At 66.8% G+C, this 19,028-nt stretch carries 17 protein-coding genes; 5 read left to right on the forward strand and 12 right to left on the reverse strand.

What is annotated here, in order from left to right; translation table 11 throughout:
* Positions 1–5: 5 nt before the first annotated feature.
* Positions 6–701 (forward strand): TetR/AcrR family transcriptional regulator, encoded by a 696-nt coding sequence (locus ON44_RS18765; protein ID WP_040691813.1) that lies wholly within the window; start codon positions 6–8, stop codon positions 699–701.
* Positions 702–703: 2 nt separating this feature from the next.
* Here the strand turns inward: ON44_RS18765 and ON44_RS18770 are convergent, their stop codons facing one another.
* Both ON44_RS18770 and ON44_RS18775 read right to left on the reverse strand, forming a co-directional pair.
* Positions 704–1,729, reverse strand: coding sequence for a PDR/VanB family oxidoreductase (locus tag ON44_RS18770; RefSeq protein ID WP_083897977.1), 1,026 nt, complete (start codon positions 1,727–1,729; stop codon positions 704–706).
* Positions 1,730–1,770: 41 nt separating this feature from the next.
* Entirely contained in the window at positions 1,771–2,661 is an 891-nt protein-coding gene (locus tag ON44_RS18775) for a metal-dependent hydrolase (protein WP_040691815.1), read from the reverse strand.
* A 104-nt stretch (positions 2,662–2,765) separates the two neighbouring features.
* Here ON44_RS18775 and ON44_RS18780 point away from each other — a divergent pair, with 104 nt between their 5' ends.
* Positions 2,766–3,452, forward strand: a complete 687-nt coding sequence (locus ON44_RS18780; RefSeq protein ID WP_040691816.1) for a TetR/AcrR family transcriptional regulator — start codon at positions 2,766–2,768, stop codon at positions 3,450–3,452.
* On the opposite strand, the gene ON44_RS18785 is transcribed toward ON44_RS18780, so the two are convergent.
* Positions 3,449–4,942 (reverse strand): flavin-containing monooxygenase, encoded by a 1,494-nt coding sequence (locus ON44_RS18785; protein ID WP_040691818.1) that lies wholly within the window; start codon positions 4,940–4,942, stop codon positions 3,449–3,451. The two genes, ON44_RS18780 and ON44_RS18785, sit on opposite strands and share 4 nt — an antisense overlap.
* Positions 4,943–5,140: 198 nt before the next feature.
* Here ON44_RS18785 and ON44_RS18790 point away from each other — a divergent pair, with 198 nt between their 5' ends.
* Both ON44_RS18790 and ON44_RS18795 read left to right on the forward strand, forming a co-directional pair.
* Positions 5,141–5,530: a hypothetical protein gene (locus ON44_RS18790; protein WP_040691821.1), complete on the forward strand. Its 390-nt coding sequence runs from the start codon at positions 5,141–5,143 to the stop codon at positions 5,528–5,530.
* Complete coding sequence (locus tag ON44_RS18795; protein ID WP_040691823.1) at positions 5,527–6,102, forward strand: DUF3558 domain-containing protein; 576 nt, start codon at positions 5,527–5,529, stop codon at positions 6,100–6,102. Before ON44_RS18790 ends, ON44_RS18795 begins: the two co-directional genes overlap by 4 nt.
* A gap of 203 nt (positions 6,103–6,305) precedes the next feature.
* On the opposite strand, the gene ON44_RS18800 is transcribed toward ON44_RS18795, so the two are convergent.
* The 9 genes from ON44_RS18800 to recC all read right to left on the reverse strand — a co-directional run bounded on the left by ON44_RS18800 (position 6,306) and on the right by recC (position 18,512).
* Positions 6,306–6,818 carry a mycothiol transferase gene (locus tag ON44_RS18800; protein WP_040691825.1) on the reverse strand — a complete coding sequence of 171 codons (513 nt, stop codon included), beginning with the start codon at positions 6,816–6,818 and terminating at the stop codon, positions 6,306–6,308.
* Between the two features lie 47 nt (positions 6,819–6,865).
* The gene (locus ON44_RS51990; RefSeq protein ID WP_040691827.1) at positions 6,866–7,384 is read right to left on the reverse strand and encodes a methylated-DNA--[protein]-cysteine S-methyltransferase; all 519 of its coding nucleotides are present in this window, start codon (positions 7,382–7,384) and stop codon (positions 6,866–6,868) included.
* Positions 7,385–7,443: 59 nt separating this feature from the next.
* Positions 7,444–7,698, reverse strand: a complete 255-nt coding sequence (locus ON44_RS18810; protein WP_040691828.1) for an Ada metal-binding domain-containing protein — start codon at positions 7,696–7,698, stop codon at positions 7,444–7,446.
* A gap of 1 nt (position 7,699) precedes the next feature.
* On the reverse strand, positions 7,700–8,419 hold the full coding sequence (locus tag ON44_RS18815) for a 2OG-Fe(II) oxygenase (protein ID WP_040691830.1): 720 nt from the start codon (positions 8,417–8,419) through the stop codon (positions 7,700–7,702).
* A 10-nt stretch (positions 8,420–8,429) separates the two neighbouring features.
* A complete protein-coding gene (locus tag ON44_RS18820) occupies positions 8,430–9,044 on the reverse strand; it encodes a methylated-DNA--[protein]-cysteine S-methyltransferase (RefSeq protein WP_051182185.1) in 615 nt (204 codons plus the stop codon).
* Positions 9,044–9,523, reverse strand: a complete 480-nt coding sequence (locus ON44_RS18825) for an RNA polymerase sigma factor (protein ID WP_305082462.1) — start codon at positions 9,521–9,523, stop codon at positions 9,044–9,046. Before ON44_RS18825 ends, ON44_RS18820 begins: the two co-directional genes overlap by 1 nt.
* A gap of 49 nt (positions 9,524–9,572) precedes the next feature.
* The gene (gene recD / locus ON44_RS18830) at positions 9,573–11,453 is read right to left on the reverse strand and encodes an exodeoxyribonuclease V subunit alpha (protein WP_040691832.1); all 1,881 of its coding nucleotides are present in this window, start codon (positions 11,451–11,453) and stop codon (positions 9,573–9,575) included.
* On the reverse strand, positions 11,453–14,800 hold the full coding sequence (locus ON44_RS18835) for a UvrD-helicase domain-containing protein (RefSeq protein ID WP_051182186.1): 3,348 nt from the start codon (positions 14,798–14,800) through the stop codon (positions 11,453–11,455). Before ON44_RS18835 ends, recD begins: the two co-directional genes overlap by 1 nt.
* Before the next feature lie 364 nt (positions 14,801–15,164).
* On the reverse strand, positions 15,165–18,512 hold the full coding sequence (gene recC, locus ON44_RS18840) for an exodeoxyribonuclease V subunit gamma (protein WP_040691834.1): 3,348 nt from the start codon (positions 18,510–18,512) through the stop codon (positions 15,165–15,167).
* A gap of 263 nt (positions 18,513–18,775) precedes the next feature.
* Here recC and ON44_RS18845 point away from each other — a divergent pair, with 263 nt between their 5' ends.
* Positions 18,776–18,973 (forward strand): hypothetical protein, encoded by a 198-nt coding sequence (locus ON44_RS18845; protein WP_245567223.1) that lies wholly within the window; start codon positions 18,776–18,778, stop codon positions 18,971–18,973.
* Positions 18,974–19,028: the final 55 nt, after the last annotated feature.

The raw sequence follows: 19,028 nt of genomic DNA on the forward strand, positions 1-19,028 counted from the left end.
TCACCATGTCCACTGACACTTCCCGGACGAATGGCGCGGCCCGCCGGGGCCGGCCACCGCAGACCCAGGAGCAGGCCGAGGAGGTCCGCGCCCGCATCGTGCTCGCCACCGCGGCGGTATTCACCCGCGGCGGCTCGCGCGGACTCAGCGTCGCCCAGATCATCGAACAGGCCGGACTGGCCCGACCCACCTTCTACCGTTACTTCGGCAATGCCACCGAACCGCTGCACGTCGTACTGGAGGCATCCAACGACGGCCTCGTCGACGGCATCCGCACGGCACTCACCGGTCCCGACGAGCCCGTCGAACTCGGCATTCGTCTCATCGACGCCTACCTCGGCTGGGCCCGCGGGCACGGTGCGATGCTGCGTCCGCTGTTCGCCGAACTGCACGATCCGGCCTCACCGGTATCGGCCTATCGCGAACGGGCACTGGACGATATCCGCGCGCTGGTGCGCGAAACGTTCACGGAATTGGGCCGTCCGGTCCCCTCACCGCTGGATCTCGATGCGGCCCTGCATGTTTGCGAGTATGTGGTCTATCGAATTTCGGCGGGTACCGCGCCCGGCGCCGAGCCGGACGCGGAAACCGTTGCCGCCGGGCGACTCACCATGATCCGCGTGCTGCTCACCACGCTCGGTACCCGCGCCGATCTCGAATATGCCATGACACTGCCGGGTATCTTCCCGGCCGCGGAGTGAATCTACAGATCGAGTTCGAGTTCGCCACTGCGAGCACGCGATACGCAGGTGAGCATCGCACTGTTCCGATCGCCGGGCAGTAGCGCCCGGTCCCGGTGCTCGACCTCACCGGCGAGCACACTCGCCCGGCACGTCCCACAGAAACCCTGCTGGCAGGAGTACGCGACACCGGGCACCGCCCGCCGGATCGCGGTCAGCGCGGACTCATCGGCCGCGACATCGACCTCGGTTCCACTGCGGCGCAATCGAATACGGAACGGCGCGCCGTCGCTGACCGGTACCGCCGAAAAGCGCTCGGTATGCAGCGACGCCGTCGGATCATGCAACAGCAGCACCTTGCGCGCGGCTTCCGCCAATGCCGGTGGTCCGCAGACATATACCGCGGCACCGGTCGGCGTTTGTTCGAAGATCATCCGCGGATCCGGCACCCCGAACTCGTCGTCGGGTCGGACCACCACATCACCACCGGTGAAGTGGGCGAGCTCGTACAGGAACGGCATCCGCGCCCGCGAGCGCCCGAAATACATGAGCCGCCACGGTATTCCGGCACGTTCGGTGGCGGTGACCATCGGCAGAATCGGCGTGATCCCGATACCGCCCGCCACGAAGAAATACTCTGGTGCGTCGATGAGCGGGAACGCATTGCGCGGGCCCCGCACCCACAGTCGGTCGCCGACGCGCAGCTGCTCGTGGATCTCGGGGGAACCACCGTCGCCATCGGCGATGTACCGCACCGCGATTCGGTAGCAGCTGCGATCCTCCGGGTCGCTGTTCAGCGAATACTGCCGCTGCCGACCCGACGGCAGGAATACATCGATATGGGCGCCCGGCGTCCAGGCGGGCAGGTCCGCGCCGCCTGGATCGCACAGGGTCAGGCTGACCACCTCGTCGGCCTCGGCCTCGATTCCCATGATCGCCAGCTCGAAATCGTAGCCGGTGCGCCGCACCGGCTGTGGCCGCGAAAGCAGCTGCGCCGCTTTCCCTTCGGTGAATACCCGCTTGTAGGTGTCCACCGCCGACGCGATCATCCGCAGCCCGGCGCCCGGCCGGAACTGCTCCTCCACGGCGGTCACGACTCCGCCTCGCTGCGCTCGGTCACTGACCGTGCCGCCGGCGACTGCGCGAGGTAGCGCAGCGCGTTATCCATCGGACCGAGTTGGGAGGGATGGAATCCCGGCCGCAGGTACCGCGGAATCTCGGTCAAAAAGGTGGTGAAGTTCGGAACCACACCGCGCAGCGAGGCGCTGGCCATCTGTAGCGGCCACCATCGGCCCTTATTCGGCGATGGGTCCCGCTGGAAGAGGTAGGCACTCGAAATCACGAACAGCGCGAGCAATCCCGAACTGGCGATCAACGCCTGACGCGCCTTGCGGGCATAGCCGCCGTCGAGATGCATGTACGCGTCGTAGACCACGCTGCGATGTTCGACCTCCTCGGCGCCGTGCCAGCGGACGAGATCCAGCATTGCCGGATGCATCCCCTTGGCCGCCAATTTGTCATTGGTGAGCAGCCATTCGCCGATGACGGCGGTGTAGTGCTCCATCCCCGCGAACAGGGCCAGTCGCTCGCACAGCCATTCGTGTCTGGCCCGGCCGGACAGTCCGTGGTCGCCGAGCAGCCGATCGATCAGCCAGGCGACGCGATCCACCATCGGCCCGACCTCGAGTCCGAGGCGTTCCAGTTGCCGGCGGGCCTTTTCGTGAGAACCGGCGTGCATCGTCTCCTGACCGATGAAGCCACGGACCTCTTCCCGCAATCGCTCATCGTCGATCAGCGGTAAGGCCTCGGCCAGCGCCTGCGCCATGGCCCGCTCGCCTTCAGGGAGCACCAGGTGCATCACATTGATGATGTGGGTGGCCATGACTTCGCCGGGGATGTAGTGCATCGGCACCGAATCGAAATCGAAGCTGACGTCCCGCGCGTTGATGGCATGAGCCTGATCGGCGTAAGCAGTGCCCATCTGATGGTCCTCACGTCTGGTCCCTGGACAATCAATGTATTGCCGACATCAAATGCTGTCAACATCACATGATGTCAACTTCCCGACTATGGGAGGATCGGGCCATGAACGACGCCGTTTCCGATGGATCGATACCGGGTATGCGCCGCTGGCGCGGCACGCCCCCGGCCGACCGAATCGCCGCGCGCCGCGAACAGCTCATCGAGGCCGCCATCGAGTTGATGGCCACGATCGGAGCCTCCGACATCTCCATGCGCGGGGTCTGCAGGCAGGCCGGACTCACCGAGCGCTACTTCTACGAGAGCTTCCCGAATCTGGACAAACTGCTCACCGCGGCATTGGAAGCGGTTGTTCTCGGCGCACAGGAACGACTGCTCGCGGCGCTGGCCACCGCACCGCCCGAACCGCAAAAACTATTTCGCCACGCCATTTCGGCATTCACCGATTATCTGGTCGAGGATCGCCGCCGCGGCCAGATCATGTTCGTGGAATCGCAGGCCACCCGGGTACTCGGCGACCGAGGCAATGAGCTCATCGAACTGTTCACCGCCCCGATCGCGCTAACGATCGGGTTGGGTGCCGACAGTCCGCAGATACCACCGGACCAGTACGAGAACAGCCTCAACTCGAACGCCATTTTCGGCGCGATGGCGTATATGTACCGCCCGTGGCTGGACGGCACCATCGATATTCCGCGCGAACGGTTCGACGACCATGCGACCAGCGTGTTGCGCAATATCGCGGCCGCGCGGTCGTCCGAGCCGCCCGCAGGCGCACTGAGCAGCCGTTAGCCCTGTGTGGATACCGGATCCCGATCCCGCGACCGTTCGAACACCATCGCGCGATCGGTGATCTTGCCGTGGCGCAGCGTGATGAGATCGCGTAGGTAATTCATGCGTAGGCGCCACGGCGCCTTGGTGCCCTGTATCGGGAATTGGCTGGCGGCGCGCTGCACATAACCCGGATTGAAATTCAGGAATAGCGACGCCGCGCCGACGGACGGATCACGCACCGGCGTGCAGCGGGCGTATCCGTTGCCGTACATGTGGCGCAGCAGCCGAACGACATACTCGCACACCAGATCCGCCTTCAGCGTCCAGGAGGCATTGGTGTATCCGATGATGTACGCGAAATTCGGCACATCCGACAGCATCATGGCCTTGTAGGCCATATGTTGCGCGAGGTGCACCGGCTGTCCGTCGACGGCGAGTTCGATGCCGCCGAAGGCGAGCAGATTCAAACCCGTTGCGGTGATGACGATGTCGGCATCGAGAGTCGCACCGGAGGCGAGGGCCAGGCCCGTCTCGGTGAATGTCTCGACCGTATCGGTCACGACGTCCAATCGCCCCTTGCGGATCGCGCGGAAGAAATCGCCATTCGGGGCCAAGCACAGTCGCTGATCCCAGGGGTTGTAGGTCGGGGTGAAATGGGTATCGATGTCGTAGCCCTCGGGCAGCCAGCGCCGCTGCCAGCCCTTGATCCGCTTGCGCATGTATTGCGGATACCGTTGGCTCAGTTGGTAGATCACGGTTGCCAGCGCCACATTTTCGGCCCTGGCCACCGCGTAGGCGGCGCGGGTCGGCAGGAATTTGCGCACCTTGACGGCGAGGGCGTCGCGGGCGGGTGCGGAGATGATGTAGCTCGGTGAGCGTTGCAGCATCGTCACGTGCGCGCCCTGGTCGGTCAGTGCCGGTCCCAGCGTGACCGCGGTCGCGCCGCTGCCGATCAGCACCACGCGCTTGCCCGCGACATCCAGATCGCGCGGCCAGTGCTGCGGGTGGATGATCGGCCCGGCGAAACGCTCGGTACCCGCGAATTCCGGGGTGTAGCCCTCGTCATAGCGGTAGTAACCGGAGCAGCAGAACAGGAATCCGGCTGTGAGAGTGACGGTTTCGCCGGTATCGGTGCGTTCGGCGCGCACCGTCCACTGGTTTTCCCGCGATGACCATTCGGCGCCGACGACCCGATGATGGAAGCGGATATGGCGGTCGATCCCGCTCTCGGCGGCTGTGGCGCGGACATAGTCGAGGATGTCTGCGCCGTCGGCGATCGAATACTCCCCCAGCCACGGACGGAAGCGGTAGCCGAGGGTGTACATATCGGAATCGGACCGGATTCCCGGATAGCGGAACAGGTCCCAGGTACCGCCGATCGCGTCGCGGCTCTCCAGAATCGTGTAGCTCTTCTCCGGGAAGGCCCGCCGCAGGTGATACACCGCGCCTATGCCGGACAGTCCGGCACCGACAATGAGCACATCGACATGCTCGCCAGCGATCCTCATCGATCTCGTCCTCCGATATTCGACGGCGCGACTCGCACCGACTTCACACCTCCAGCCTATCCGTCGCGGTTTGGTCGAGGATCGTGCAGCCGGAGTCGGCGAAAACGCCCGGTTTCGCGGATCTGTATTTCGATGGAACCGTTTCGTCGGCGCGTGCGTCTCTATGATCAGACGGGACTAGTGGAAGGGGCGACCGCTATGGCTGTTGACAGCCCGTTCGGCGGGTATATCGAGGATGCGAAGACCGGCGCGCTGAAGGTGCGGATGGAGCCGCAGGCGTTTCTGGATATCGACGCGGCCTGCCAGAACTTGATCGACGAGCTTACGGTCGCGCAATACGATGCCCGGTCGCTCGGCGAGAAGGAGTCCTGGGGACTCGGCGAGAACAATCCCCGGCTCACTTCCGCCATCGAGCTGGTGAAGTTGTTCCGGGAGAAGGCCTTCGGCGGCCCGAACAATGCGTACGACACCCTCGGCGACTACATAACGGTCGCCACCGAAATCCAGAGCCTGTTCAAGACCATCCGCGACACCTACGAGCAGACCGACGCCGAGTTCGCCCGTCAGCTTCGCGAGATCCGCGTATGAGCGAGCGATCGCATCGGCGGTTGGCCGGTGCGGCGGTGCCGGTAGCAGTGCTGGCGCTTGTCACCGCATGCACCAGCGACAAGGGTTCAGCGACCCCCGAGAGCACCACCCCGGCCGCCTCGACCTCAGCGGTAGGATCGACCAGCGCGACCGCGACCGCGTTCGATCCCTGCACCGCGTTGACGCCGCAATTTCTGGCTCAGCGTCAATGGGATGCCCGAGCTCCAGAGCACAAGCAAACCACCACCGGTGCGTTCACCTGGAAAGGTTGTGCGTACCTGGCACAGGCGCGTTACACCTTCGGCGTCCAGACGACCAACGGGACCCTCGCCCAGGTACGCGAAAAGTTCCCCGCCGCAACCGAACTCACCATCGACGGCCGCAAGGCCCTGCGCTACGAGGCCCGCCCCGACGTCCCCGGCGGTTGCACCGTCAATATCGATATGAAATCCGGCTCCCTCTACATCCTCGTGGACGACCCCCGCGGCCTCCATCCCCGCAAACTCTCCCCTTGCGATAATGTCACCGAGATCGCCGAAGCCGTCGTCCCACTGCTCCCCCAAGGCAGCTGACAGGTTGCCACTCCGGGGCCGATCCGGTTATTCCGCAACCGGATCGCCCGAAACTCGCCACCCGCGTTCGATACCGCGCATCAGCGCCGGATACACCAGCAGATGGCGGAACGGCAGGGCACCGATCGCAGCACCGCGCCGACGTTGTGGGGGGTCGTGCGCGCCGCGGACCTACTGTTCGGCGATGTGCCGGAGCACTGAAACTACCTGCGGCGCAGCAGAACTCCGCGAATGAAGGCGGCCTGGCCGGCATGCTGGATATCGTCGTCCACGACGCTGATCAGCCGCACCCCCAGGGTGACCGGCGGATCCCAGCGGATGTCGACGATGCGGGGCAGGTCGGCATCGGTGAGTCCGGTTACGTAGTCGATCGTCTGCGTGTGCACGGCGTCGTAGTAGCCCAACAGCAGCTCGGCGGAGATACCGCCGAGCTCGGCGACCTCGCCGGCGCGGTGCCCATAGCCGGTCGCCTCATCGGCGAACGGCAGGTCGAACCGTTTGGCCCAGCCCGCCGCCGTCCACACCTGTTCCAGGCCCGCCACGTCCGCGATGTGGTCGTCCTGCACCCGTGTCAGATGCCAGATCAGCCAGGCGATGGAGTTGGCGTCCGGATCGATCAGCGCCGCCAGCTCGTCCTGTCCGAGCCCCTCGACCGCGCCGTGCACATTCTCACGCACCCGTCCGAAGGCATCGACCAACAACTCAGCGCTCGTCATGACCTCATGCAAGCACAGAGTCGCTGCCGATATTCCCGATCGCGCCCTTATCCGCCCAGCGGCAGCACGAGGTCGGCCGATTCGAGGTCGAGCAGGGCTCGTTTGGCGGGCAGCCCACCCGCATAGCCGGTCAGGGATCCATCGGCCCCGAGCACACGGTGGCACGGGAGCAGTAGCAGCAGCAGGCGGTTGCGTGCCAGCGCGCCGCCGATCTTGCGGGCGTCGGCGGGGGTGCGGCCGAGTTGCCGGGTCAGGGCACCGTAGGTGGTTGTCCGGCCGTATCCCGTGGTCGCCTCGAGCATATGCAGAACCTCGCGATCGAACGCGCTCATATCCGTCAGGTCCATCGGTACTGTGAACTGTCGGCGTTCGCCGGTGAGATATTCGTCGATTTGGTCTGCGGCGGTCTCCAGATGCTCACGCGCCGTGGAATTCTCGCCGGTTGATCCGGTCGGCAGCTCATCGGTGAACGCAACGAGGGTGACGCCGACCTGGTTCGCTTCGATCAACAGATTGCCCAGCGTCGAGCCGTGCACCAGTCGTGCGATGGCGGTATCGGACATCATGTTTCTCCTCTCTATCGAGCCTTCATCAGGTAGACGCTCACCGGCACCGAAACGTGAGATCAGCTGCCGAAGTGGGCTTTCCATGCCGCATATGCGGCGGGCAGGCAGATCGCGCACGGTCGGTAACCGGCGGCGATGGCGGTTTGTTCGTCGGCAAAGAAGACACGGTGAGCGCGGTAGTGGCCGCGCGCCAAGGCTCGCAAGGCCGACGGGCAGTCGAGGCGGCCGTACAGCTTCGCGCGCCGGTGACCGCCGTACCGGCCCGGGATGGGGCTGGGATACGGGCGGCCGTCGGCGCCGGTCAGGGTGTACATCTCATTCGGCGTCGTGCAGAACCAGGCCAAGGGTGTGTCGGTGGCCGCTGCGAATTCGACTGACGCCGTGGCGAATCGGAGCGCGAGACCAACCGCGCGACGATGGGGTCGGCCGATCTCGGGTGGTGAAGACGAGTGCGTGGCCCTGTTCCAGGATGGTGACCGTCGGCTTGGATTGCGCGCGGGGTCGTTGTTCGACCAGGAGGAATTCACCACCGGTGTGGTCGATGCCGGGGCGGTCCAGGCCGATCACGACTTGCAGCGGGAAGACGAGCTCGCCGTAGAGGTCCCGGTGCAGCGCGTTCCAGTCGCCTTCGGTGTAGCGCAGCAGAATCGGCGTCGGCTTTGTCTGCCCGGCGGCATGGCAGGCGTCGAGCCAATCGTCGAAATCGTCGGGCCATGGCGTAGGGTCGCCGAGTCGGTCCGCCCAGGTGCGCGCGATGGGCAGCAATTTTCGGTAGAAAGCCCTGCGCAGCCGCATGATCGGTACAGGGACCGGATCGGCGAAGTACCGGTAGGTGCCCTGACCGAATCGATAGCGGGCCATATCGATCGTCGACCGGAAGCGGCCCAGATCCACCCACATGGCGGTGAATTCGGCGCACTCGTCCGGGCTCAGTAGTGGGCCGGTCTTGGCGCAGCCGTAAGCGTCGATCTCCTCGGTCAGATCGTGCCACTGCTGCGCTTCGACTCGTTCTTCCAGTGCGGCAAGGGTTTTCATAGCGCTCCTTTCACGCCGCTTCGAGCGTGAGCAAGGTGGTCTTGGCGGTGACGCCGCCGACGTACTGGCCGATCGAACCGTCGCTGCGCACCACGCGATGGCACGGGATGACCACCGGCAGCGGGTTGTGCGCACAGGCCGAGCCGACCGCGCGAACCGCGCGCGGATTGCCGACGGCCGCGGCGACATCGGCGTAGCTCTCGCGATGCCCGTAGCCGATATCGCTCAGGTGCTCGATCACCTGGCGCCGGAATCCGACGGTCAAACGCAGATCGAGTGGCAGATCGAATTGTGTTCGCGCACCGGCGAAGTACTCGTCGATCTCGCGTGCCGCGGCATCTAGACGCGCCGGGGCAGCCAGGACGCGCGGGCTGATGCGCTCGGCGAGTGTGGCGAGCACGGTGTCGTGGTGCTCGTTGGGGTAGGCGACCCGCACCAGACCCGCAGGGGTGGCCGCGAGCAGCAAGGTACCAACGGGGGTGTCCAGCGTGCGATACGCGACGTCGAGCAGGCCCGCGGCCTGGGCGTCGGCGGCCAGCCGTCGACGCAATCGGGACAGGATTTCGGTGGAGTTGGGGTTCAGGCCGTCGAAGAGGCCGTCCGGATCCCGGTCGATAGTGGCCATCATGTTCGATCCTTCGGGTAGAGCTTGCGCAATGTTTTGAGGCCGTCGGCGGCGGCGCGGCGGGCTGCGTCAGTCGAATTGCCCAGCAGCTGAGCGATTTCGGCGTGCGGTAGACCCGCCAGGTAGTGGTAGGCCACCGCTTGGCGCTGTTTGGTCGGCAGCGACGCCAGTGCGTCCCACAGATCGGGGTCGTAATCGGCCGGGTCGGCATCGGGTGCCGTGCGTTCGGGCAGCGTTTCGGCGGGAACGGGTGCGCGGGTCAGTGCGCGCCCCACATCGATCGCGCGCCGGTGCGCGATGGTGACCAGCCATGCCTCGATATTCGTCGTCGGGTCGAGGTCCGGATAGGCCCGCAGGGCCGACAGAAAAGTCTCCGACCAGGCATCGGCCGCATCGGTCGGACCGAGCACGGCCCGGCACACGCGCAGCACCATCGGGCCGTATTCGGCCACCACTTCCTCGAACGGAGGCAATCTCACGCTGGGTAGACGTCAGGGGCGCGGAAAACGTGAGATTCCCAGGTCAGGCTCACTGTGACTCCGGGGTGCGCGACAGGCCGCTGGCACGCAGCACGCGACGGTCGATGGCGGCGCGGATGGAGTCGTCGGTGCCGATGATGCGCACGTGGCGACGGGCGCGGGTAATGGCCGTGTACAGCAGTTCCCTGGTGAGCAGGGTGGATTCGGGTTCGGGCAGGACGACCGAGACGGTGTCGTACTGGCTGCCCTGGCTGCGGTGGATGGTCATGGCGAAGACCGTGACCACGGCCGGAAATTGGGTCGGGTGCACCAGATAAGGTTCGCTGCCGCGCTGCAGAGCCGCACGCAACGAACCGTCGGGCATACGCACGATGACGCCGGTATCGCCGTTGTAGATGCGCGCCTCGTGGTCGTTGGCGGTGACCAGCAGGGGCTGGCCCGGATACCACGGTGCATGGTGCTCGTCCGGCCCCGCGCCGCCGGCCGCGGCCCATTCGCCTGCCATGCGGTCCCAGCGTTCGACGCCGAAGGGACCTTGGCGGTGCGCGCACAGGAGGCGGTGGGATTCGAGCGCGGTCAGTGCGGCCGCGGCATCGCCGTCCATGGCGGCCGCGGTGACCTCGCGGGCGGCGCGCACCACATCGGCGCGCACGGGTGCGGTGTCCTCGTGGGTGCAGAGCGAGAGTTCTTCACCGCCCGCCCGCAGCAGTGCGAGTGCGGCCTCGGCATCACCCGCGCGGACCGCGACGGCGAGTTCGGCGATCTTGCCGCCGAAGCGGCGGCCACGGGTCAGCCGGACGATACCGCCGCGCAGCCGGATTCGCTCCAGATCGGTCAGCGCCTCCGGATTACCGTCGACCGCAATGGATTCCGCACCGAGCACCTGTTCCAGCACCGGATTCGGTTCGCCGACAACGGGTCCGGCGACAAGATCGGCGAGTACCGCACCCGCGTCGACCGAGGCGAGCTGATCCGGATCGCCGACGAGCACCAGGCGGGTATCCGGGCGCAGTGCGGCCAGCAGACTGCTCATCATGGTCAGCGACACCATGGAGGTCTCGTCGACCACGATCACGTCATAGGGCAGCCGGTTGTATTCGTGGTACCGGAACCGGGTCGCCCGGCCGCGCTGCCAACCGAGCAGACGATGCAAGGTTGCGGCGGTCAACTCCGGCAGTGCGAGCGATTCAGCCTGCTCGCGCACCGCTTCCTGCAGTCGCGCGGCCGCTTTGCCGGTGGGCGCGGCCATGGCGATGCGCAGTGCGGGCAACTTCGGATGCGCCCGCTGATGTGCGTCGAGCAGAGCCAGGATGCGGGCGATGGTGTGGGTCTTGCCGGTACCCGGCCCGCCCGCCACCACCGTGGTCCAGTGCGTCGCGGCGAGTGCGGCGGCGATCCGCTGACGGTCCGGGGCCGCACCGACCTGGGCGTCGAAGAGCCGGTCGAGTTCGCGGCGCACGATGGCCGGATCCACCTTCGGATGATGTCCGGAGCGCTCGGTGAGCACGCGACGGATCGTCTGCTCCTGCTGATAATAGCGGTCCAGATAGAGCAATGGCCCCGCGACCAGCCGCAACGGCTGCAACGGACCGGCCGGTCCCCCACACACCAGCGGACTGACCCGCAGCGCGGCGACCACCGCATCGATATCCGGCCACGGCAACGTCGCCGGATCGATACCCGCACCCGCATCCCAGGTTTCATCGGCATCGACGCCGATCTCGCGCATCCGCTGCAGTTCCAGACAGACCGAACCCGAACGCACCGCCCGCACCGCGAGCGCGGCCGCGAACAGCACCTCTTCCGAGGTTTCCCGGCCCATCCGGCCCAATCGGAGAGCGACGTGCACGTCTGCGGCGGAGAGCACACCGGCCTCGTTGAATATGCGCAGCAGCCCGGTTCCCCGCTGCGCCAACTGGATCGATGTCATCAGGAAGCCTCCCCCGCCAGCAGATCGGACAGGGCGACGATCAGCGCAGCCGGTGGATTCCAGTCGAAAACACCACAGCCCGACGGAGTTTCGGGACCGATCATGCCGCGAACGAAAAGGTAGCGGGCACCACCGAGGTGGCGCGTCGGGTCGTAGCCGGGCAGCCGCCACCGCAGATAGCGGTGCAGGGCGACCGCGTAGAGCAGGGCCTGCAGCGGGTAGTGCGAGCGCATCATTTCGGCGGCCATGCGGTCGTGGGTGTAGTGGTCGACGGTGAGATCGCCGATGCCGAGGCGGTTGGTTTTGTAGTCGACGATAACGAATCGTGGTTGCGCGCCCGGGTTTTCGATGATGCGCAGCACCGCGTCGATACTGCCGGTGAGGTAGCCGCGCAGCGGGGTGCCGTCCAGGGACGCGAGTTGGTCGGCATAGCTCGACAAGGAATCGTCGGCCGGGAGATGGGTCCGCAGCAGATCGGCGATCCGGCGCAGCGTGACCGTATGCGCACCCGGAATGTCACCGCCGGCGAGCGGGAGCTCGAAGTCGAGTTCGTTGAGCCGGTCCCGGGTGGAAATGTCGGCGAGACAACCGAATCCGAGCGGGGTGTGCAGCACGGCGAGTAGGGCATTGCCGAGTAGCACCGGATCGGCCTCGGCCATCAGCTCTTCGGTGGCCGCACGACAGCGGGTGTGCACCTCGGTGGCCAGATCCGGTGCTTCGGTATCGATTCGCTCGAGCACACCGTGCACCAAGGTGCCGAATTCGGCGCCGTAGGGCAGCGTGTTCATCAGGGACGGGGCCGCATCGGCGATCGCGGGTTCGGTTTCGGCGAGAAGGGGCGTGCCGGGTTCGTCGGACGGGCCGCGGTCGTCCTCGGGTTCGGCCTCGGGAATGGCGGCATCGTGCGCACCTGCCGTCAGGGCCGAATAAGAGGTGCGACGCCACTGCAGGTCCATGGTGCGAGCGAAGTGCGCCGCGGCGATGGCTCCGGTCGGGAGTTCGCTACGCACGCGCCGGATCTCGACCGTATCGGTGTGCTCGACGCCTTCCACCGAAATGGCCTCCGGCGCACCGGCGGCCCAGGCCGAAAGCATCGACACCGCAACGGCATCCGCGGGCACCGCCGCCTTACTCGGCACGAGATCCCCACCGTCCGGGCGACCGAGGACCATCCGATGCAGCGGAGAATTGGCGGTGGTGATCGCGGGTGCCCACCAGGTAACGATTTGGCACATCGCGCGGGTGAGCGCGACATACAGCAACCGCAGTTCCTCACCCGCCTCCTCGGTTTCACTGCGCAGCTTGCGCTCGCCGTAGCCGGGCGCATCCTGGCCGCCGACATCGAGTACACGAGCGCCGTCGTCGGTGTGGAACAGCAGCGTCTGCGGATACGGGTTCTTCGCGTTGTCCCAGGCGAAAGGCAGGTAGACGATGGGGAATTCGAGTCCCTTGCTGGCATGCACGGTGGCGATCTGCACGGCCGCGGCATCGCGATCGAGGCGACGGCTGCGGTCGGCGACCGATCCGGAGGCGGGATCGCGCACGCGGTCGGCCAGCCAGCGGGTCAGCGCGGTGAGGCCGAGACCTTCGCTCAGCGCGACCTGATCCAGCAGCTGTGCGATATGCCGCAGATCGGTCAGCTCGCGTTCGCCGTTCTCGACCGAGAGCAGTCGCTGAGCCAGATTCGCTTCGGCGGAGATCTTTTCGAAGACCGCCGCGAAACCCGCGCGCGCGAACAGCCGGGCCGCCTCCCGCAGTTGGGCGGAAATACGACCGACGAGATCCGCACCGCCGCTGTCGATTTCAAACGCCGTCACGCCGAGCAACGGTGTGCAGGCGGCAAGGCGGACACGGTCGGAGCGATGGGGCTGTTCGAGCGCGCGCAGCAGCCAGAGCCAGTCCGTCGCACTGCTGGTGGCAAAGACGCTGGTGCCGCCGGCGAGCACGGAGGCAACCCCGACCCGGTCCAAAGCAGTTCGCACCACATCGATTTGAGATCGAGTCCGCACCAGCACCGCGATATCGCCGGGCCCGATCGGCCGCGGTCCGGTCTTGGCCTCGAACAGCGCACCGGACTCGAGCAGCCGCACGATATCCGCCGCGAGATCCTCGGCGACCTTCGCCCGCATGCGCCCGACCGCTGGGAATCCCGACTTGTTCAACGGCCCCGCACCCGTGCGCGGCAGACACCGCATCCGCAGCGGCGTCGTCAGTTCCTCGGGGCCGGACAGTCGCGACCAGCCACGGGTCGCGGTGACCGGGTACACCGTGATCTCCTTGTGCCCCAATGCCGCACCGCCCTGCAGATGATCCAGTGCGGCGAGCAGTCCCGCATCGCTGCGCCAGTTGTCGGTGAGCTCCCTGCGGGTATCCGCGTGGGCGACGGCGTCGAGATAGCTGAGCACCTCCGCGCCGCGGAATGCGTAGATGGCCTGCTTCGGATCACCGACGAGCACCAGGGTCGAATGCTCGTGGAACGCCAGCCGCAAGATGTCCCACTGCAGCGGATCGGTGTCCTGGAATTCGTCGACCAGGGCGACCCGATACCGGTCGCGGATGCGGCGACAGGCCCGCGGCCCGTGCGCCGGATCGGCGAGCACATCATGCAACAGCACCAGCAGATCGTCGAAATCGCGCAGTCCGGCCAGGCGTTTGCGGCGCTCGGTTTCCGCGCGCACCGCGGCGGCGAAGGCGACCCGTTCCCCCGCCGGTCCCTCCCCCTTCGGCACCAATACGGCGTGGCGATCCTGCACCGCCGCCAGCGCCAGCGTATGCGCCTCCTTCAGCGAAAACGGCGGCTCCGCACGGGCATACCGGTTCAGGTACAGGTCATCGGCGACCGTGCCGATCAGATCATCGATCGTCTCGACCAACCGTGAGCCGGGATCATGTTCGCCCGCCAAGCCGAGCTCATCGAGCATTCGCTGGCAGAAACTGTGCGTCGTCGCAATGGTCCCGGCATCGAAATCCGAAAGCGCGGTGAGCAATCGGCGACGCCGCAGCAGTACCTCGGCCGAATCCGCCTGCGCCAGTAGCCGAATCAGTTCATCGGCATGGGCCCGAGCCGTCTCCGGATCGGCCAGTGCCGCTGCCACCGCGACGAACCGGTCCCGGGTCCGTTCCCGCAGTTCCTGGGTGGCGGCCCGACTGAATGTCACCAGCAATAGCTGCGAAATATCGATCCCCGTCTCGGCGACATACCGCACCGCCAACCCGACGATCGCATGTGTCTTACCGGTACCGGCGCTCGCCTCGAGCACGGTGGTTCCGGTGGGGAGCGGACCGTTGGGATCGAATCGGTCGGCCTTCAGCGCGGGCGCGGCGAAGGCAGTGTCCTCGATGGTCATCCCCTGCCCCTTCCGCGCATAACGAATCCGGTGCTCGCACTGCTCATGAGCAACACCTTCTTCCCGCGCGCCGATAGCTCCACCGTCCACCCGACGCCCGCCACAATCCGGGAGGCGCGCCGACCGATTTCGCACGCGGCTGCCGCTGCGGTGCCGGTGCAATGCGCCAGGGAGCGAGTCGTCGGACAGCAACCCCCGATGCGGGACACCCGGACCACCGTGCCGCTCATGACAGACCACGATTCTCGGCGAAACCCATCCGCACCGGCACCCGACGCGCCGAGCCGAAGCGGTTCGCGCACAGCGACACTCGCTGCGCAGCCGCCCGTCCGAGCGCGCCCGCGCGGTGCCGACCGGAGATCGCTCACGGCTGGCCCTGATTCTCGGCGGCCAACAGCGGTGCCCACATGCGACGGGCCAGCGACCCGAAGCGGGTGGATTCGCCGGGCTCGCCCGGGGGCGCGGGGGCAGCCAAGAGGTGATCCAGGCGAGGAGCAGGCCCCCAGATGTAGCGCAGATGACGGTCGGTGTGGTCACCGAACGGCCCGGGACCATTGGGCCCGCCATTGAATTCGCGTTCGGCCGCGCTCACCGCTTCGTCGGCGTTCGAGCCGCGGAATCGGCGTTCGGCGTAAACGGCGGTTGCGGAGGGGGCGATCGGCAGCGGTTCGAGCAAACCGGCATCACGCAGTCGCACCAGTTCACGCAAAAATGCCAGCGCGGCAGGTGGTTCGGGAGCCATGAGCTCGGAACGCCATGCGGGACGGCCGAATTGGCCGCGACCCGTCGTAACCGCGCGCCACGATCGGTCTTCGGTCACAGCCAAGGCCAGCAACGAAACCCAAGCGGCGATGCGGTGTTTCGGGGCGAGCCGGGAGAACGTGGTGCGGACCAAGGATTCACCGCGCACTTCGGGCACCGTGCCGGTGAGCCGACGGCCATTACCGAGATCCACCGCGATGTCGACCGCGCGCGGCGCACCCTCGTACTCCGGCATCGCCGCCCGGACCAGCTTGTCCACCGTCGACTCGACCTCGTCGAGCACCGCACCACCGAAACCGAACGGCGGCAGGGTTCCGCGCCGCCACTCCGCCGCGCGCAGCGTCGATGGATCCGCACCGGTGAGCCGTGCGGACAGCAGTCGTTCGCCCAGCTCCCATTTCGCGAGGCCGTCGAGTTCGATGGGCAGCCGGTCGGCAATGTCGTCTTCGTGTTCGGGGACGCGCAGTCCGAGGCGCTGCCACAGAAATGCCCGCACCGGGTGCTCGACGAACGAGATCAGGTCGGCCAGTGCGACATCCGCGGGTTCGAGTGCGGGCAGCGGTTCGGGCAGGAAGGCGGGACGCGGCTGTGCGGGTTGTCCGGCGGCCCGCGCGCCGGCGAGGGCGACGGTATCGAAGCTGAACGGGCGCTCGGCCGCGAAATTGCGACGGTCGAAGCCCTGCAACGGATGTCGGGTCACCACGGCGTCCATACCTGCCGCGCCGACGTGTGCGCGCAGTGCATCGAGCAGTTCGGCGACCGGGATGGCGGGCGGCCGATGCGCACCGGTTACCGGGTCGGCGCCGGTGTGGAAGATCAGCAGCTGCTCGGTGGCCGCGAGCACGGCATCCAGCAGCAGTTGGCGATCCTCGCTGCGCGCATCCCGTTCGCCCAGTAGTGGATTGCGTGCGAGCACATCGTCGCCGTCCACGCCGCTGGTGCGCGGGAAGATCTCGTCGTCGAGGCCGAGCAACACCACCACTCGATGCGGCACCGAACGCATCGGCACCATCGTGCACACCGTCAGTTCGCCGGTCCGGAAATTCGCCCTGGTCGGTCGTGCCGCGAGCCGACTCGACAGCAGCACACCGACATCCGCCAACCGCAACGGCACATCACCCGCATGCTCGGTGGCGGCGGCCAGCTCACGGCGGGCCTCGGTGCGCACCCACGCCTGACTGTCGGGCACATCGGTGAGCAGTTCGAGGCAACGCCCGAGCACCGCCGCCCACTGGTGCGCCGGACGGGGTCCGCGCAGGTCGCGCAGGCAGACCGCGAGCCGGTCGATGAATTCCGCGAACCGGCCGGCCAGATCCACATCATTGCTGTCCACATCGTCCAGCGGCAGTGCGAGATCCAACCAGTCCTCGGAAGATTCGTCCGCGGTGACACCGAGCAGGATGCGGTCCACCGCACTATTGAGCGTGTTCTGGGCGAAGTCGGCCAGCCCGAACGCCTGCCGCTGGCGCTGCCCGATACCCCACCGCGCGCCGGATTCGGCCGCCCACTCGCGCAACCGCTCGATGTCGTCGTCATCGAAACCGCAACGGCGACGGACGGTTTCGGACGCCGCGAGATCCAGGACCTGGGTCACCGTCACCCGCCCGTCGGCGAGCTCGAGCAATACCGCGATCACCGCGAGCATCGGATTGGTCACCCCACGCCCCCGATCGGCGAGCCGCACCCGCAGCAGATGCGCGGGATGCGCCGAATCCCCCACCGACTCGACCGATCCCACCATCTTCTGCCCGAACGCCGCCCGCACCAGCGGCGCATACGCTTCCACCTCGGGACACATGATCAACACATCACGTGGTTCCAGCGTGTGATCGGCCGCGAACAAGCCGAGCAGGCATTCGCGCAACACCTCGACCTGTCGCGCCGGTCCATGACACGAATGCACCTGTACGGTGCGGTCAGGAAAGCTCGCGGGTTCGGGCGGCCACACATCCTCGCGAATCCCGGATTGCAGGGCGCTCAACAGTGTCCGGCCCGAATCTTCCTGACAGCCATCCTGATTCGACCCGACAGCCGCATGGTGCTGATCCATGGCACCGACCAACCGCTGCTGCAGCTCCCGTACATCCCTGCCGAGCCCCGCGAGCAACGGATGTCGCACCACCGTCGCACCGACATCATCGGCCCGTGCCACCACGGGGGGCAGTCCACTCAACTCCGCCCACATCACCGGACTCGGATGCGCGAGCCACAGGTGCACATCCCGCCGCTCCCCCAGCGCGGATAACACCGCGAGTTGATCGCTCGGCAGCCGCGTCACACCGAACAGCGACAAACGCCCAGGCAGATCCACCAGATCCGGCTCGTCCCGCAACCGCGCGCAGGCCGCGTCCAACCGCTCGGCCGGACTCGGCACCCCGACCTCGGCCCGCAACCGCCGCCACAATTCCGGTTGCCACCGCAGATCATCCGGCACCGCATGACCGGCACCGTCGGTATCCGAACCAGCCGCCCACTCCTTGATGAGCCCCGGCCGCTGCGCGGCATAACTGTCGAACAGCGCCGCCACATGCGCGGCGGTCGCATACCGCCGACCGACCCGATGTCCGGCGGGTTCCCCGACCCCGAGATGTCGCGCGAGTACCGCACTCCACGGCTCGCCCAGCGACGCATCGATCACCCGCAGCAATGTCCACACGACCTGCTCCGACGCCCACGGATCCGCCTCTGCCGGCACGCCACTCGCCGCTGCCGAGATTTCGGCGACCAACGCACCGGGAGACGGGAATTCGATATTCGCGGCAACACCGTCGGAGCGACCGGACACGCCGAGCACCGTCGACAGCCGCTGCGTCAACCACCGCTCGACACCCTTCGCGGGCACCGCGACCACCTCGGCCGCGAAGGCATCCGGCAACGGTTCCGCAAGCAGCGCGGCCAACGCCTCCGCCAACGCGTCGGCGCGCTCGGCACGATGTATGTGCAGCGGCATCTGCGCCCTCTCGTCGGTTGGTCCGGTATGTCCACACTGCGCGTCAAGTCGCCTATCCGTACGCCTCGGCGCTTCCGCACGTTTATACGCCCAGCGACCAGCACGCAACCTCCCGGCCCCATTCCGGCGGGAGTGAAATAAGCCACACGCGAACGATTTACTTCGTCGTGTCATGTCGGATCGCGGGCGGCGATGTGCAAAAGTGCTCAACCGGGGAGGAACGGGATAGCTGCACGAAAGGCTGGTTCGCGTTCATGATGGCGATGGTGATTCCCCTGATGCCGAGAGGCGGATTCACGGTCCGCCGGGTCGGTGACAGATGGGAGCTGGTCAACTCGCGCTCCTATGGTCGCACCGTCGTCCTACACTCCTGGCCGCGCGATCAGCATGCCGAGGCCTTCGCCCACTGTTACCGCCTCAATGGTCGCACCGTCGAGGAATTGCACGCCGCATTCCGCTAGTGCGAAAGACGCTGCGGTACAAGCACGCAACGCTACCTACCACAGCATCGCGCAG

The organism is Nocardia vinacea NBRC 16497, from assembly GCF_000308835.1.
Classification (GTDB): Bacteria; Actinomycetota; Actinomycetes; order Mycobacteriales; family Mycobacteriaceae; genus Nocardia; species Nocardia vinacea.

Coding starts and splice junctions, on each gene's coding strand:
- ON44_RS18765 (WP_040691813.1), top strand. CDS start 6: ATGTCCACTGACACTTCCCGGACGAATGGCGCGGCCCGCCGGGGCCGG.
- ON44_RS18770 (WP_083897977.1), bottom strand. CDS start 1,729: ATGATCGCGTCGGCGGTGGACACCTACAAGCGGGTATTCACCGAAGGG.
- ON44_RS18775 (WP_040691815.1), bottom strand. CDS start 2,661: ATGGGCACTGCTTACGCCGATCAGGCTCATGCCATCAACGCGCGGGAC.
- ON44_RS18780 (WP_040691816.1), top strand. CDS start 2,766: ATGAACGACGCCGTTTCCGATGGATCGATACCGGGTATGCGCCGCTGG.
- ON44_RS18785 (WP_040691818.1), bottom strand. CDS start 4,942: ATGAGGATCGCTGGCGAGCATGTCGATGTGCTCATTGTCGGTGCCGGA.
- ON44_RS18790 (WP_040691821.1), top strand. CDS start 5,141: ATGGCTGTTGACAGCCCGTTCGGCGGGTATATCGAGGATGCGAAGACC.
- ON44_RS18795 (WP_040691823.1), top strand. CDS start 5,527: ATGAGCGAGCGATCGCATCGGCGGTTGGCCGGTGCGGCGGTGCCGGTA.
- ON44_RS18800 (WP_040691825.1), bottom strand. CDS start 6,818: ATGACGAGCGCTGAGTTGTTGGTCGATGCCTTCGGACGGGTGCGTGAG.
- ON44_RS51990 (WP_040691827.1), bottom strand. CDS start 7,384: ATGATGTCCGATACCGCCATCGCACGACTGGTGCACGGCTCGACGCTG.
- ON44_RS18810 (WP_040691828.1), bottom strand. CDS start 7,698: ATGTACACCCTGACCGGCGCCGACGGCCGCCCGTATCCCAGCCCCATC.
- ON44_RS18815 (WP_040691830.1), bottom strand. CDS start 8,419: ATGAAAACCCTTGCCGCACTGGAAGAACGAGTCGAAGCGCAGCAGTGG.
- ON44_RS18820 (WP_051182185.1), bottom strand. CDS start 9,044: ATGGCCACTATCGACCGGGATCCGGACGGCCTCTTCGACGGCCTGAAC.
- recD (WP_040691832.1), bottom strand. CDS start 11,453: ATGACATCGATCCAGTTGGCGCAGCGGGGAACCGGGCTGCTGCGCATA.
- ON44_RS18835 (WP_051182186.1), bottom strand. CDS start 14,800: ATGACCATCGAGGACACTGCCTTCGCCGCGCCCGCGCTGAAGGCCGAC.
- recC (WP_040691834.1), bottom strand. CDS start 18,512: ATGCCGCTGCACATACATCGTGCCGAGCGCGCCGACGCGTTGGCGGAG.
- ON44_RS18845 (WP_245567223.1), top strand. CDS start 18,776: ATGGTGATTCCCCTGATGCCGAGAGGCGGATTCACGGTCCGCCGGGTC.